Below are 14,052 nucleotides of genomic sequence, written 5' to 3' on the forward strand. Positions count from 1 at the left end.
TAATTGCGGCTCGGGGGACAACGCCCGCCGTGGTTCGGCGGTGAGGTCTGCGTCACCCGATTCCCGACCGGGCGGCCGGGAAACCCGGTATCCCGCCAACCGGGACCAGGCCGGACCGGGCCCGGAAGCGAGGCCGGACCGCCCCCGGCAACCGGGCTGGACCGACCCCGGACGCCAGGTCACGACAGGGTGAGGCGTCGCAGCGTACCGTCCGTCGCGACCTGGAAGACGTCGAGTTGGTTGGTGCCGGCGTGGAACAGCTTGTCGTCGGCGAGCAGCGCGGCGAACCGGCGTCCGCCGGGGTCGGCCGGCACCACCGGGACGACGGCCCCGATGCGGCCGTTGACGGCGACGGCCAGCAGTGTGCCGTCCGGGATCCGGTCCGGGACGTCACCCCAGACCAGCGCCGGGAGGGTGCCGGTGTCCGGGTCCGTGGCGGTGAACGCGGCCAGGTCGGCGACCCGGGCGCTGCCGGCGGCCGGGCCGGCGCGTACCTCGGTGCCGACCAGCGGGTGGGGTGTCGGCAGGGGTGGCGGGGCGGGCACGCCACCGGGGAAGGTGACAGGTTCGCCGGGGCGGTCGTAGAAGTGCTTCGTACCGTCGGTGCGGGGGGCCTGCCGGGCGGAGCGGCCGTCGACAGGCCAGGGCAACCGGACGCCGGCCTCGTCGGCCACCGTCGGCACCAGGTCGACGTGTTCCCAGTTGCGGTCGTCCACCCGGCCGGTCTGTTGCCGGGGTTCCTTGACGAACGTCGGCACCCAGGCGACCTCCCCGGCGGCGGCCTTGATGGCGTCCATGCCGCGGCCCTGCGCGCCGGGACGGAAGCTGACCCCGTGGTCGGCGGTCACCACGACGAGGGCCTGGTCGTAGAGGCCGTTGGCGCGCAGCGTCCGCAGCGTCTCGCCGATCAGCCGGTCGGTGTAGCCGAGCTGGGCGAGGTGCCGTTGCCGGGCCAGGTCGACCCAGCCGGCGCCGTCGTTGGGCAGGTCCTCGGGGGCGTCGTAGCGCGCGCCGGACGGCAGGTAGGCCCACGGTGAGTGCGGCATCAGCAGGTGCAGGAAGTGCAGGGTGGGTCGCGCCGTCGGCTTCAGCCCGGCCAGGAAGCTGGTGAACCGGGCCGGTTGGTTGTCGTCCAGGCTGTCCCAGCGGAACTTCGGGTCGGCCGGCACGGGTTCGGCGGCGTCCAGGCCGGCCTCGGCGCGGGTCTGCTCGCGATAGGAGTCTTCCGGGTCGACAGCGCTCTCCGTCGGCCCGGCGACCCGGCCGAACAGCTTGCCGGTCTCCCGGACCAGCACACCGAGCCCCTGCTCCGGGGCGACCGGCTGCTCGCAGCGGCTGGGCGGGCAGAGCCTGGTGATGCTCTCCTCGGCGCGGATGTCGTACAGGCCGCCGAAGGCGGTGAAGATGTTGTCCGGGTACTGCGAGTAGTGCGGGGCCACCGGCTTGGCCGGGTAGCGGCCGGTGAGCATCGCCGGCAGCGCGTTGGGCGTCCACCCGCTGACCCCTGTGGAGTTGCGGTACCAGGTGGATCCGCTGGCCAGCTCGGCGAAGTGCGGGTACCGCCCGGCGTCGATCCTCCCGTCCGCGCCGAGCAGGCTGACCAGCGGCAGCTCGTCGAGGATCAGCATGACCACCGGTGGGTGCACTGCCGAGCCCTGCGCGGTGCCGGCCGCGCCGCCGTCGCCACGCGGCAGGACCACCGCGGAGGTGGGTGAGGCGAGCAGGAAGAGCGCCACGAAGGCCACCGGGCCGGCGGCGGCCAGTCGCAGAACATGACCCGGCGCCCGCCACCGTCGGTGCGCGGCCCCGCCGGCGGCTCCGGCCAGCACGGCCACCAGCAGCAGCGGTACGCCCCGAAGCGGCGTGACGTGTCGGCCCACCTGCACGGCGAGGGCGGCGACCAGCAGCCCGACCAGCGCGGTGTGGGTGATGGCGCGGGCGGTCCGGCCGGCCAGTCGGCTCAGCGCGCCGAGTAGCGCCACCGCGACTGTGGGCAGCACCGTCACCAGGGCGAGCAGCAGCAGGATCTGGGCGGGGCCGGCGCGGTGGAAGAGGAAGAAGTCGGGGCTGCGGCCGAGCACGTCCAGCAGTGGCTGGGTGACCACGAGACCGACCAGCGCGACGATCTCCAGCAGCCGACCCATTTCCCCGCGCCAGCCCCGGTGCCACCGGCCCGGAGTCGGGGACCGCCGGTCGGGCGGGGCCGGCGGGTCGGCGGAGGAGGGTTCAGCCACCCATCACCGTCCGGTAGAGCGTGCGGGTGCCCGAGGGCAGTTCCAGCCGGTCGGTGATCCGCCCCCGGGCGGCGAGCAGTGTCTCGAAGGCGTCGCGTCGGTAGTCCGGGAAGAGACCGGCGGGCTTGTTGCCCAGCAGCCGGGTCGCCATCGGATCCTCCGGGTGGACGAACTCCACCACCACCGCCCCGCCCGGCGCGGTCAGCCCGGCCAGCCAGTCGATGACCTCCGGCAGCGGCACGTTGCGCCCGATCGCCAGGTGGTGCACCACGGCCAGGGCGAGCACCACGTCGGCGGACGCCCGCTCGGCGAAACCGGCTCGCTCGACGCCCCGCCAGCCGCCACCCGGCGAGGGGTCGGCCAGGTCCAGCACCAGCGGCAGGATGCGGCGCTGCCCCTCGGAGCGCAGCTGTCGGTACAACTCGTCGACGACTGTGGGGTCCTGCTCGACGGCGACCACGTAGTCGGCGTGCCCGGCTGCCAGCCGGGAGTACCGGCCGTCGTTGGCGCCGAGGTCGAGCACCAGGCGGGGGCGGGTGCCGGCGGCGACCGCGGCGGCCACGAACTGCTCCTTCGCCACCCGGTCGCGGGCCGAGTAGCCACAGGTGCGTTGGTAGTCCGACCAGTGGCTTTCGGGTGGGCGGCGGTCCAGCTTGCGGACCAGTTTCTCGATGCCGCGCACGGTGGCGAGCAGCAGTTCCCGGGAGAAGCCGGCGGCCCGCAGTTGGTCGCGGACCTCGGTGGTGCTGGCGGCGGCGTTGCGGTGCTGCATCGCCCCGTGCAGGTGCAGGTGGGTCAGCACGCCGGGGCGCAGCCGGCGGGCACCGTTGAAGAGTGGCCGTAGCTCGTCGGCCTCGATGCCGTCGACCCGGGCGCGCAGCCATGGGTGGAAGTCGACGCCCAGGTGGGCGGTGAGCATCAGCGGGTAGAGCACGGTCTGGCAGAACTGCCGGTAGCCGGCCCACGGTTCGCCGTCGCGGACCGGCTCGAAGGAGCCGATGTCGATGAAGACCGGTTGGGCGCCGCGCCACTGGAGGTTGTACGCCGAGCCGTCCTTCGTGGTGAATCCCTCGCCGAGCGCGGCGGTCAGGATCTCCAGGTGCAGCAGGGCGGCGTCGCGCAGCATGCTGAACGACCACTCGTACGGGTGGGAGACGAACGGGATGCGCTCGTGGCGCAGCACGGCGGCCCACGGCGTTCCGGTAGCGGCGGGCACCAGGGTGGGCGGGGCGTCCTCGGTGGCGCAGACCTTGCGCGCGGCGACGAGCGCCGGGAAGAACGTGCTGCCGGTCAGCGCCCGCCAGTGCTCGGCGGCCTGGGGGTCCAGCCCGCGCAGCACCTCGTCGCCGACGTGGAAGACCCGGTTGGCGGGGTCGCGGAAGGAGGCCGGCTCGGGCCGTACCTCGGTGGGTGAGATCGCCATCGTCGGGGCTGGCCCGCTCAGCGCTGGTCGGTGGGTTGCCGGCGGAACCTGTCGACCAGCCGTCGCCAGTAGAGTTTGGCGGCGACCGCGGCGCCAGCCACCCCACCAACGACCGCCTGCACGATCAGGCTGCCGGACCCCGCGTCCAGGTAGGCCAGATGTTCCACCGATCGCTCCTTGCCCTCGCCGCCTCGACACCGGCGTCCCGGGCCGTACACCATGAGGCTTTTGACCCAGAAAGCCGGACTTGTCCCTCACCGTACGCCGGTCGTCGTCGCCGTCGCGGGCACATCGGCGTACTCCCAGCCGCACCACAGAATGTGGCCGGGACCGGCCGATCCCGCCGGTACGCTGCGGACGTGCGCTGGATGATCGTGGACGCGCCGCTGGACTCCTCCGGCGCCGGGCGCGGCGAGGAGCGGGCCCCGGCCGCGCTGCGCCGGGCCGGCCTGCGCGAGGCCCTGTCCGCCGACGACGACGGGCGGATCGACGAGGCGCTGTTGCGCGACCCGACCCGGGACCCGGCCAGCGGGGTGATCGGCGCGGCGGGCCTGGTCCGGGCCGGCGGCGCGATCGCCGCGCGGATCGGCGCGCTGATCGCGGACGGCCACCGACCACTGGTGCTCGGCGGTGACTGCGCGATCCTGCCCGGCATCTGCCGGGCCCTGCCCCCGGCGACCGACCTGTGGTTCGTCGACGCCCACCCGGACTTCCTCGACGGCACGACCTCGCCGACCGGTGAGGCCGCCGACATGGACCTCTCGGTGGTCACCGGGCACGGCCCCGCCGCCGCCGTCGGCCCCGATGGCGCGCTGATCGAGCCGAACCGCGTCCACCTGCTCGGGCACCGCCCGGCCACCGACGAGAGCAGCCGGGTCGAGGCGGCCCGGATCGACCCGGCGATCCATCAGATCAACGCCGCCGAGCTGCTGAGCCGGGGCGCGGCGACGGTCGGTGCGAGCCTGGCCGCCAACGGCGACGGACCGGCCTGGCTGCACCTCGATCTGGACGTGGTGGACCCGCGCGACCTGCCCGCGGTGACCTACCCCGAGCCGGACGGCCCGCGCTGGGCGGACCTGATCGCGCTGGTCACGCCATTGGCCCGCGCCGACCGGCTGCTCGGGATGAGCGTGACCGACCTGAACACCGACGAGGACCCCGACGGGCGGCACGCCCGTCGCGTCGCCGAGGTCCTCACCGGGATCCTGAGCGACTGACCGCCCGACCCCACCCCGCCGATCTTGCACTTTCAGTGGCCGCAACACACCTTTTGCAGTTTATTGTCGGGACAGTAAGTGCAAGATCGACGGGGCGGAGGGCTAGCGGTGGTGCATGCCTAGGCGCAGCAGCACGAACCGCAGCACGGTGGCGGCCAGGTTCGCGGCTACCAGGACGGCCAGCTCCACCGGCCGGGCGGGCACGGCGTGGACCGCGTGCAGCACGGCCAGCGAACCGCTGGTCAACGCCAGACCGAGAGCGAAGGCCAGCAGCCCCTGCGCATGATGCCGGGCGGCGTGCCGGCGTCCGCTGATGCCGAACGTGAGCCGCCGGTTCGCGGCCGTGTTCGCCACCGCGGTCACCAGCAGCGCCAGCAGGTTCGCCGGCTGCGCGCCGAGCACGCCCCGGGTCGCCACGAACAGCAGCAGGTACGCAAGCGTGCTCGCCACCCCCACCGCCGCGAACCGGACCAGCTGCCGCGGCAACCCGGCCGGCACCTGCCCCGACGGCGTCTGGCCGGCCTCCGGAAGCGGCCCGGTCAGCGGCGTCTCGCCCGGCTGCGCACGCGGCCCGCTAAGCGGCGCCCGGCCGAGCTGTGCGCGCAGGTCGGCCAGGGGCAGCGCGCCGGTCAGCAGCGCCCGGCCCAGCCGGCCCATCCCACGCAGGTCGGCCAGGGCGGTGGCGACGATGTCGACGCGGCTGTCCGGGTCGTCGACCCAGTCCACCGGCACCTCGTGGATGCGCAGCCCGGCCCGCTGGGCCAGCACCAGCAGTTCGGTGTCGAAGAACCAGCCAGTGTCCCGCACCAACGGCAGCAGCTGCGCGGCCACATCGGCGCGGATCGCCTTGAACCCGCACTGCGCGTCGGAGAACCGCGCCGCCAACGCGCCGCGCAGCAGCAGGTTGTAGGCCCGCGAGATCACCTCCCGCTTGGCGCCGCGCACCACCCGGGAGGTACGCGCCAGCCGGGTGCCGATCGCCAGGTCGGAGTGGCCGGAGATGAGCGGCGCGACCAGCGGCAACAGCGCGGCCAGGTCGGTGGAGAGGTCCACGTCCATGTACGCCAGCACTGGCGCGGACGACGCCGACCAGGCGGCGGAGAGCGCCCTCCCCCGTCCCTTGGCGTCCAGGTGCAGCACCTCGACGCCGGGCAGCTCACCGGCCAGGCCGTCGGCCACCTTCAGGGTGTCGTCGACGCTGGCGTTGTCGACGATGGTGATCTGGAACGGGTACGGGAAGTGCGCGCTCAGGTGGGCGTGCAGCCGCCGTACGCACGGGCCGAGGTCGGCTTCCTCGTTGTAGACCGGGATCACCACGTCCAGCACGGCGGCGGTGGGTCGGGCCTGGACGGCGGCCCGTGGTTCACCCAGCTCGGTCACGGCGCCTCCGTACCGGCGCTGAGGTCGTAGACGGTGACCCCGTCGACGGTCTGCGCCGTGAACGCCTCCGCGACCCAGGTGACGATCTCCTGGGACGCCGAGCTACCGCCGTTGGCCCGGAAGCCACCGCCACCGACGAAGTAGTGGATCTTCTTGTCGGCCACGTACCGCTGGAACTGCGCGAGGGTCGGTGACGGGTCGCTGCCGTTGAACCCGCCGATCGGCATCACCGGTTCGCCGGTGGCGAGCTGATAGCCGGACGCGTTGTTCGAGCCGACGGTCGCCGCCACCCAGGTGTAGTCTGCGCTGTCGCGCTCCAACAGCTCGCGCAGCGTGGCGCCGGGCTCGCGGGCGTCGAGCAGCCCGCCTATGCCTCCACCGGCCGAGCGCCCCTGGCCGCCGGTGGCGCCGGGAACTTGGCCGCCGCCCGGGAAACCGGGCACGCCGTTGCGGCGGCCGCCGGGGAAGCCTGGCCCCTGACCGCCGTTCTGGCCGCCGCCGTTCTGGCCGCCGCCCGGGAACTGGCCACCGCCGGGAAGTTGACCGCCGGTCGGCAGTTCCATGTCGCGGGGCGGTCGCCCGCCAGGGAAACCGCCCCGGCCGAAGCCGCCCGGCGCGAACGGGCCGGCGCTCGGGATCGACCCGGTGTGCGGGGTACCGGCGGTCTGCACCGCGTACGCCACCGGGCCGGCCAGGGCCGCCGCCGCGCCAAGGCCCAGCACCACCGGCACCAACCGGCGGGGCAGCCGGGTGACCAGCAGCAGCAGCGCCGCACCGACCAGACCGGCGACGAGCACGGTGGTCCGCAGCCACGGGTACCAGTCGGGGCTGCGCCCGAGCAGCACCCACGCCCACCAGACGGTGACCGCGAGCGTGCCGGCGAGCGTCGCCGTGGCGGCGAGTGGACGCCACCGCTCCCAGCGTGTGCCGGCACCTTCAGCGGACGCGGGCAGCGGGTCGTCGGCTGGTGTCCCGGCGGCCGGAGCGGCAGCGGGCACGGCCGCTGACGTTCCGGGTTGGACACGTCCAGGCGCGGACAGCAGTCGGCGTTGCCGCCAGAGCAGCGTCACGCCGATGCCGACGAGCGCGCCGATCGCCGGTGCGAGTGCCACCGTGTAGTAGGCGTGGAAGATCCCGGACATGAAGCTGAAGATCAGGCCGGTGACCAGCAGCCAGCCGCCCCAGAGCAGCAACCCGGCCCGGGTGCGGTCGGTGCGCGCCACTTTTCCGGCCAGCAGCAGGCCGACCACCAGCAGGATCAGCGCGGCCGGCAGCAGCCAGGAGACCTGACCACCGATCTCACCGCCGAACATCCGCAGCACGCCGCTCTGCCCAGAGAACGGGCCACCACCGCCACCCGGCCGCGCGCCACCGCCGCCGACGCTGCCGACCTCCTCTCCGGTGATCCGGCCGAGACCGTTGTAGCCGAGGGTCAGCTCCAGGATGCTGTTGCCCTGCGAACCGCCGATGTACGGGCGGGCGCTGGCCGGCACCAGCTCGACCAGCGCCACCCACCAGCCGGCAGAGACCACCACCGCCAACCCGGCCAGCAGCAGTTGCCGGACCCGCCGCCCCAGCCCGGCCGGCGCGGCCAGCAGGTAGACGCCGGCGAAGACCGGCACCACCAGGAACGCCTGCAACATCTTGGTGAGGAAGCCGAACCCGACCAGCACACCGACCAGCACGATCCACCGGGTGCTGGCCGTCTCCAGCGCGCGCACGGTGGCGTACGCCCCGGCGACCAACAGCAGGACCAGGAGCGCGTCGGGGTTGTTGAACCGGAACATCAGCGTCGCCACCGGGGTGACCGCGAGGACCGCGCCGGCGATCAGACCGGCGGCCGACCCGTACCAGCGCTTCACTGTCGCGTAAAGCACGCCGACCGAGGCGACCCCGCAGAGCGCCTGTGGCACGAGCATCGCCCAGCTGTTCAGCCCGAAGACGCGGACGGACAGGGCCATCAGCCACAGCGACGCGGGTGTCTTGTCGACGGTAATGGAGTTGGCGGCGTCCGACGAGCCGTAGAGGAACGCCTTCCAGCTAACCGACCCGGCCTGCGCGGCCGCCGCGTAAAACGAGTTCGCCCAGCCCGAGGCGCCCAGGCCCCACAGGTAGAGCAGGCCGGTGGCGAGCAGCAGGATCGCCAGCGCGGGCCGGGCCCAGGCCGGCGACCGGTGCGTCGGCGGCGAGTGCTCGTCGGGGCGGGTGGCCGTCGGCGGCTCGGGTGCGGCGGATGCCGTCGGCAGGGTCTCTGTTCTGTCCATGCGGCCAGCCTCGACGGCCGGGCTGGCGCGACGCCGTGCGCCGACTATGCGTCAGCTGTGGGATTCGGCAGCCGGACGGTGAACATCGTCCGACCCGGGCGGCTCTGCACCCCGACCGTGCCGTGGTGGGCCTCCACCACCGCCGCGACGATCGCGAGGCCGAGGCCTGTGCTGCCGTGCGCACGGGATCGGGAGCTGTCGCCCCGGGCGAACCGCTCGAACATCTCCGGTTGCAGCTCCACCGGCACCCCGGGCCCGTCGTCGGCGACGCTGAGCACGGCGTCGGCGTCGTCGACGGCAAGCGTGGTGGTGACAGTGCTGCCGGGCGGGGTGTGCACCAGGGCGTTGGTGAGCAGGTTCGCCACCACCTGGTGCAGCCGGGCGGCGTCGCCCGGCACCCGGATCGCCACCTCGGGTAGGTCGAGCTGCCAACGGTGTTCGGGGCCGGCGACGTGCGCGTCGCTGACCGCGTCCACCACCAGGGCGGTCAGGTCCACCGGTTCGACAGCGAGCGGACGACCGGTGTCGAGGCGCGCCAGCAGCAACAGGTCGTCGACGAGGCTCGTCATCCGGGTGCTCTCCGACTCCACCCGGCGCAGCGCGTGCGCCACGTCGGCGGGAACCTCGTCACGGCCACGCCGGGCCACCTCGGCGTAACCGCGGATCGCCGCGAGAGGCGTCCGCAACTCGTGGCTGGCGTCGGCGACGAACTGGCGTACCCGCGTCTCGCTGGCCTGCCGGGCGGAGAGCGCGTCGGCGACGTGGCCCAGCATCCGGTTCAGCGCCGCGCCGACCTGACCGACCTCGGTGCGCAAGTCGGTGTCGGCGGCCGGGACCCGGACGGCGAGCGCCACCTCTCCCCGATCCAGGGGCAGCTCCGTGACGCGGCTGGCGGTGGCGGCCACCCGGTTGAGCGGTCGCAGTGTCGCCCGCACGATCAGCGCGCCCGCCACACCGGCGAGCAGCAGCCCGACCGCTGCCACCCCGGCCTGCGCGGCGACCAGCGCCCACACGGTCTCCTGGACACCGGAGAGCGGGACCGCGACGACGCGTACCCGGCCGTCCCAGTACCGGCGGGCCACGGCCCGATAGTCACCGCGATCGCCGAGGTCGACGGTGCGCGGTCTGGCGTCGACCGGCAGGTCCGCCAGCACGGCGACCTCCCCCACCGGGACGGACCGCTCGTCGGGGAACGGATCGGCGCTGGAGACGCTTCTGGTCAGGGTCCGGGCGCTGGTCACGCGGCCGTCGGTGATCTCGGCGACCACCGCGCCGGACGGCAGCCCGGGTGGGATACCCGGTCCGTTGCCGGGGAAGGCCGGCCGTCCCGGGCGGTCACCCCGCATGGCCGTCGCGGGGGCCAACTGGGCGTCGAGCCGATCGATCAGGAAGTGCCGCAGCGCCACAGTGGTCAGGCCACCGATGGCGACGCTGACCAACGCCAGCAGCGCGAGCAGGGCGAACACCAGTCGGGTACGCAGGGAACGCCCGGCCAGCCACCCGCGGACGGCGCGCAGCGGGCGGCGCCTACTCGGCGGGTTTGAGGACATAACCCGCGCCGCGCAACGTGTGAATCATCGGCGCCCGCCCGGCGTCGATCTTCTTGCGCAGGTACGAGATGTACAGCTCCACCACATTGGCCTGACCGCCGAAGTCGTAGTTCCACACCCGGTCGAGGATCTGCGCCTTGCTGAGCACCCGGCGCGGGTTGCGCATCAGGTAACGCAGCAGCTCGAACTCGGTAGCGGTGAGGGTGACGAGCTGGCCGGCCCGGCGAACCTCGTGGCTGTCCTCGTCGAGGCTGAGATCACCGACTGTCAGCACCGCCTCCTCCCGGGTGGCGATCGCCAGCCCGGAACGGCGCAGCAGCGCGCGCAGCCGGGCGATCACCTCCTCCAGGCTGAACGGTTTGGTGACGTAGTCGTCACCGCCGACTGTCAACCCGGCGATGCGTTCCTCGACCGCGTCGCGGGCGGTCAGGAAGAGCACCGGCACGGTGGGGGCGTGCTCGCGCAGCCGGCGCAGCACCTGGAAACCGTCCAGGTCGGGCAGCATCACGTCGAGCACCACGGCGTCCGGCTGGAACTGCCGAGCGGTGCTCAACGCCGCCGTGCCGTTGCCAGCGGTGCGGACCTGCCAGCCCTCGTAGCGCAGGGCCATCGACAGCAGGTCGGTGAGCGTGGGTTCGTCGTCGACCACCAGCACCCGGACGGGCTCACCGTCGGGGCGACGCAGCTCGATCCGGCTCGGCGCGGCATGCCCGTTCATGACCATGGGCCCCATGGTGGCCTTCACGCCTGTGCCGCGCCCCTGCGGAAGCTGTGCGCGAGCTGTGCGGCCGGGCCGACGCGACGCCGGCGACACCACCGGTCAGCCCCGCCTCGTGGTCACTCGGACACCCCGTACGCGTCGGTGCGCACGAACCGCATGCTCCAGCCGCCGGCCTCGTCGGGCCGGTCGCGTTCGTAGAGGTGGTCGGGGCCGGGCTGCACCGGACCCGTGCCGTCCGGGTGCCGCATGATCCAACGCTGGGGTGGGGCGCCGTCCGACCCGGCCGGCAGCAGCCGGACCAGGCCGTCCGCAGGCCCACCGACGAAACGTACGGTGACCTCGCTCATCGCGGCGTCCCCTCGGGTGACGGTGCCGGCACAATCGGTGACACCGGCTCTGGCTCGCAAGCTACCGCACCCACCGCTCGGGCGCAGCGAGGTGCGCGGGGCCGAACCGGCCTCGGTTTGCCCAGCTCGGAGTGCGGGTACCGCGATCTGAGCACCCGGCCGTCGGCGGGGCGAGGACGAGGAGTGGTCGATGCGGACGCTGGACGGGCGGTACCGGCTCGAACAGCGCATCGGTGTGGGTGGGATGTCCGAGGTGTGGCGGGCCTACGACCAGGTGCTGGACCGGCCGGTCGCGGTGAAGCTCATCTCGCCCGGCCGCGACGACCGGGACGGCCCGGTGGATCGCATCCGCGCGGAGGCCCGGTCGGCGGCCCGCCTGGAACACCCCAACGTGGCCAGCGTGCACGACTTCGGCACGTCCTCGACGTGGCCCGGCCGATCGGTGCCCTACATCGTGATGGAGCTGGCCGAGGGTGAGACGCTCGCCGTGCACCTGCGCGCCGGTCCGCTGGACTGGCAGATCGCGGTGCGGGTCTGCGCGGAGGTCGCCGCCGCGCTGGCCGCCGCGCACGCCGAGGGCATCGTGCACCGGGACGTCAAACCGGCCAACATCATGCTCACCCCGGCCGGCGTGAAGGTGCTCGACTTCGGCATCGCCATCGCCGCCGGCGCGCCGGACCCGATGCCGACCGGCATGGTGCTGGGCACCCCGGCGTACCTGGCGCCCGAACAGCTGGACGAGGCGCCGGCCACCCCCGCCGCCGACATGTACGCCCTCGGCGTGCTGCTCTACTACAGCCTCACCGCCCGCCTGCCCTACCGCGCGGCGACCGGCAGCGAACTGCTGCTCGTCCGCCGCCGTCAGCCACCGGAGCCGCTGCCCGACATCGCCGGGCTCCCGCCGGAGGTCGCCGAGCTGTGTCACTCCTGCCTCGCCGACGAACCCGAGCGGCGTCCGACCAGCCTGGTCGCCGCGCTGCTGCTCGCCGAGGCGGTGGACGCCCGGGTGTACGTGCCCATGACAATCCCGACGACCCGCCGGCCGGCCCCGACGTCGCCGTGGACCGAACGGGCCGCCGCGGAAGCCACCGAAGCGGTGGCACTGCTGGACGAACCGAACCTGCCCGCCAGGCGCTGACCGGACGACAGGCGGCGTTTCGTCAGGCGGCGAAGGGGTAGCCGGCCTGGTGAGCGACGGGAGAAACGCGATGCCGGATCAGAGTTCCTGGCTGCGTGAGGCCACAGCGACCGCCGAAGGCGGTCACGTACGCACCGACGATGGCGGGCTCTCCACCGCGCTGGCCTCACCGCTGGCGCCGCACTGCACCGGGCTGACCCCGGAACAGTTGCTGGCCGCGGCCTTCGCCTCCTGCCTGCATCACGCGGCAGTGGAGGTGGCCGGGGAGATCACCGACGAGGCGCACACCGTGCAGGTCCGCGCGGAGGCGAAGCTGGGCCGGGACAACGACGGTCGATACCGGGCCGACGTCCACGCGGAGATCTCCTCAGCCGGGCTCAGCCGAGATCAACTGGCCGACCTGGTCGAGTACGCCGACCGGCTCTGGCCGTTCTCCAGCAGCGACACCAGCCGACACCGGCTGACCGTCACCCCAGCCGAGAACGGCCGCCACTGACCCGCCGACCGCCCCGACCCGAGGGTCCGCGGGTCGGGAAGCGCACCGTTCCGCATGATCGTGCTTGATCCTGGTTGTAGTTGCCTCGTTCCTGCCTGAAGGCCCTACTTCTTGGATCCAGCACGATCTTGCAGTGGACGGACAGCGCCGCCTCCACCGGAAGGTCGGCCGAGGAGCCGTCGCACTTTTGGTGGGCCTGGCATCGGCTGTTCGGTGGACTCGGGAGCGCGGCTGGATGTCGGGCGGAGAGACCAACGACACGAGCCCTTTCCACCGGCAAGTCGGGAATAACCGTCTGGAGCCATCCGCGAGGTTGATCAGCTTCGCTCATGTTTTGCCCGCTAAAGTCGGCATGATCAGGGCAAATTGTGGCGCATGCCACCGTACGGGCTGATGGCATCGGGCATTCAGGTCTTTAGCCTCGGCAGGTGCATCCCGACGACCCCTCCGACCAGAAGCTGACCGACGCGCGCCCGACCACCCCCTCGGACGACGCCGCATCAACCGAACGGACGATCGGCCGTCACCGCGCTGCCGAACCGTCGCGGCGTGCCCTGCTGGGCTCGACCCCGGTGCGGGTGGCGCTGGCCACCGGTGTCACCTGCTGCCTCAGCCTCGTCGCTGTCGCCACCGCGCGCGGAAACCACGACGCCCCCCGCACTGTCGAGCCGCTCGCCGAGGCGGTGGCCGACCGCGCCGCCATCGCCGACGAACGCGCCTCCCGGTCGTTGGACCGCGACGCCGCCCCGGCCCGGATCCTGCCGCCCAGCCCGACGGCGAAGCCAACGCCCACCCCCACCGCCGTCCGCAAGGCGCCCAAGAAGCCGGTCAAGCCCCGCCGCCCCCGGCCGGTCGCCGGCCTCGACCAGGCACAGATGGACAACGCGAAGATCATCGTGGACGTCGGCCTGGAGATGAAGATGCCGCGCCGGGCCCTGGTGGTGGCACTGGCCACCGCCATGCAGGAGAGCAACCTCTACAACCTGGCCAGCGACGTCCTGCCGGAGTCGGCGGAGTACCCGAACCAGGGCAGCGGCTCCGACCACGACTCGGTCGGGCTGTTCCAGCAGCGGCCCAGCAGCGGCTGGGGCACTGTCGCCCAGCTGATGCGCCCGTCGTACGCCGCAGGGGCCTTCTACAGCGCGCTCAACGAGATCCCCGGCTGGCAGGACATGAGCGTCACGGCAGCCGCCCAGGCCGTGCAGATCTCCGCCTACCCGGACGCGTACGCCCAGCACGAGGACCGGGCGAGCACCGTCGCGGCGGCGCTCACCGCCTGAGC

12 protein-coding genes are annotated in these 14,052 nt (G+C 73.3%); 4 read left to right on the forward strand and 8 right to left on the reverse strand.

Going from position 1 to position 14,052, the window contains the following annotated elements:
* Window positions 1-179 precede the first annotated feature (179 nt).
* From AB0B98_RS22510 to AB0B98_RS22520, 3 genes are read right to left on the reverse strand one after another with little or no spacing between them, the layout of a single operon-like run.
* On the reverse strand, window positions 180-2,234 hold the full coding sequence (locus tag AB0B98_RS22510) for a sulfatase-like hydrolase/transferase (RefSeq protein ID WP_357365037.1): 2,055 nt from the start codon (window positions 2,232-2,234) through the stop codon (window positions 180-182).
* The gene (locus AB0B98_RS22515; protein ID WP_357365039.1) at window positions 2,227-3,657 is read right to left on the reverse strand and encodes a methyltransferase domain-containing protein; all 1,431 of its coding nucleotides are present in this window, start codon (window positions 3,655-3,657) and stop codon (window positions 2,227-2,229) included. The genes AB0B98_RS22510 and AB0B98_RS22515 overlap by 8 nt, the downstream gene beginning before the upstream one ends.
* Before the next feature lie 17 nt (window positions 3,658-3,674).
* Window positions 3,675-3,824: a hypothetical protein gene (locus AB0B98_RS22520; protein WP_165947858.1), complete on the reverse strand. Its 150-nt coding sequence runs from the start codon at window positions 3,822-3,824 to the stop codon at window positions 3,675-3,677.
* 201 nt (window positions 3,825-4,025) lie between these two features.
* On the opposite strand from AB0B98_RS22520, the gene AB0B98_RS22525 reads away from it, so the two are divergent.
* The gene (locus AB0B98_RS22525) at window positions 4,026-4,874 is read left to right on the forward strand and encodes an arginase family protein (protein ID WP_357365198.1); all 849 of its coding nucleotides are present in this window, start codon (window positions 4,026-4,028) and stop codon (window positions 4,872-4,874) included.
* Between the two features lie 102 nt (window positions 4,875-4,976).
* On the opposite strand, the gene AB0B98_RS22530 is transcribed toward AB0B98_RS22525, so the two are convergent.
* From AB0B98_RS22530 to AB0B98_RS22550, 5 genes are all read right to left on the reverse strand, one after another.
* Window positions 4,977-6,254: a glycosyltransferase gene (locus AB0B98_RS22530; RefSeq protein ID WP_357365041.1), complete on the reverse strand. Its 1,278-nt coding sequence runs from the start codon at window positions 6,252-6,254 to the stop codon at window positions 4,977-4,979.
* Window positions 6,251-8,518 (reverse strand): glycosyltransferase family 39 protein, encoded by a 2,268-nt coding sequence (locus tag AB0B98_RS22535; RefSeq protein WP_357365043.1) that lies wholly within the window; start codon window positions 8,516-8,518, stop codon window positions 6,251-6,253. Before AB0B98_RS22535 ends, AB0B98_RS22530 begins: the two co-directional genes overlap by 4 nt.
* Before the next feature lie 44 nt (window positions 8,519-8,562).
* On the reverse strand, window positions 8,563-10,068 hold the full coding sequence (locus tag AB0B98_RS22540) for an ATP-binding protein (RefSeq protein ID WP_357365045.1): 1,506 nt from the start codon (window positions 10,066-10,068) through the stop codon (window positions 8,563-8,565).
* Entirely contained in the window at window positions 10,046-10,786 is a 741-nt protein-coding gene (locus AB0B98_RS22545) for a response regulator transcription factor (protein WP_357365200.1), read from the reverse strand. The genes AB0B98_RS22540 and AB0B98_RS22545 overlap by 23 nt, the downstream gene beginning before the upstream one ends.
* Window positions 10,787-10,905: 119 nt before the next feature.
* Window positions 10,906-11,136, reverse strand: coding sequence for a hypothetical protein (locus tag AB0B98_RS22550; RefSeq protein ID WP_091408172.1), 231 nt, complete (start codon window positions 11,134-11,136; stop codon window positions 10,906-10,908).
* A 190-nt stretch (window positions 11,137-11,326) separates the two neighbouring features.
* Here AB0B98_RS22550 and AB0B98_RS22555 point away from each other — a divergent pair, with 190 nt between their 5' ends.
* From AB0B98_RS22555 to AB0B98_RS22565, 3 genes are all read left to right on the forward strand, one after another.
* On the forward strand, window positions 11,327-12,274 hold the full coding sequence (locus tag AB0B98_RS22555) for a serine/threonine-protein kinase (protein WP_357365047.1): 948 nt from the start codon (window positions 11,327-11,329) through the stop codon (window positions 12,272-12,274).
* Window positions 12,275-12,344: 70 nt separating this feature from the next.
* Window positions 12,345-12,770: an OsmC family protein gene (locus tag AB0B98_RS22560; protein ID WP_196922768.1), complete on the forward strand. Its 426-nt coding sequence runs from the start codon at window positions 12,345-12,347 to the stop codon at window positions 12,768-12,770.
* A 428-nt stretch (window positions 12,771-13,198) separates the two neighbouring features.
* Window positions 13,199-14,050: a hypothetical protein gene (locus AB0B98_RS22565; protein WP_357365049.1), complete on the forward strand. Its 852-nt coding sequence runs from the start codon at window positions 13,199-13,201 to the stop codon at window positions 14,048-14,050.
* Window positions 14,051-14,052: the final 2 nt, after the last annotated feature.

It is taken from the genome of Micromonospora sp. NPDC048947, assembly GCF_040649495.1.
Classification (GTDB): domain Bacteria; phylum Actinomycetota; class Actinomycetes; order Mycobacteriales; family Micromonosporaceae; genus Micromonospora; species Micromonospora alfalfae.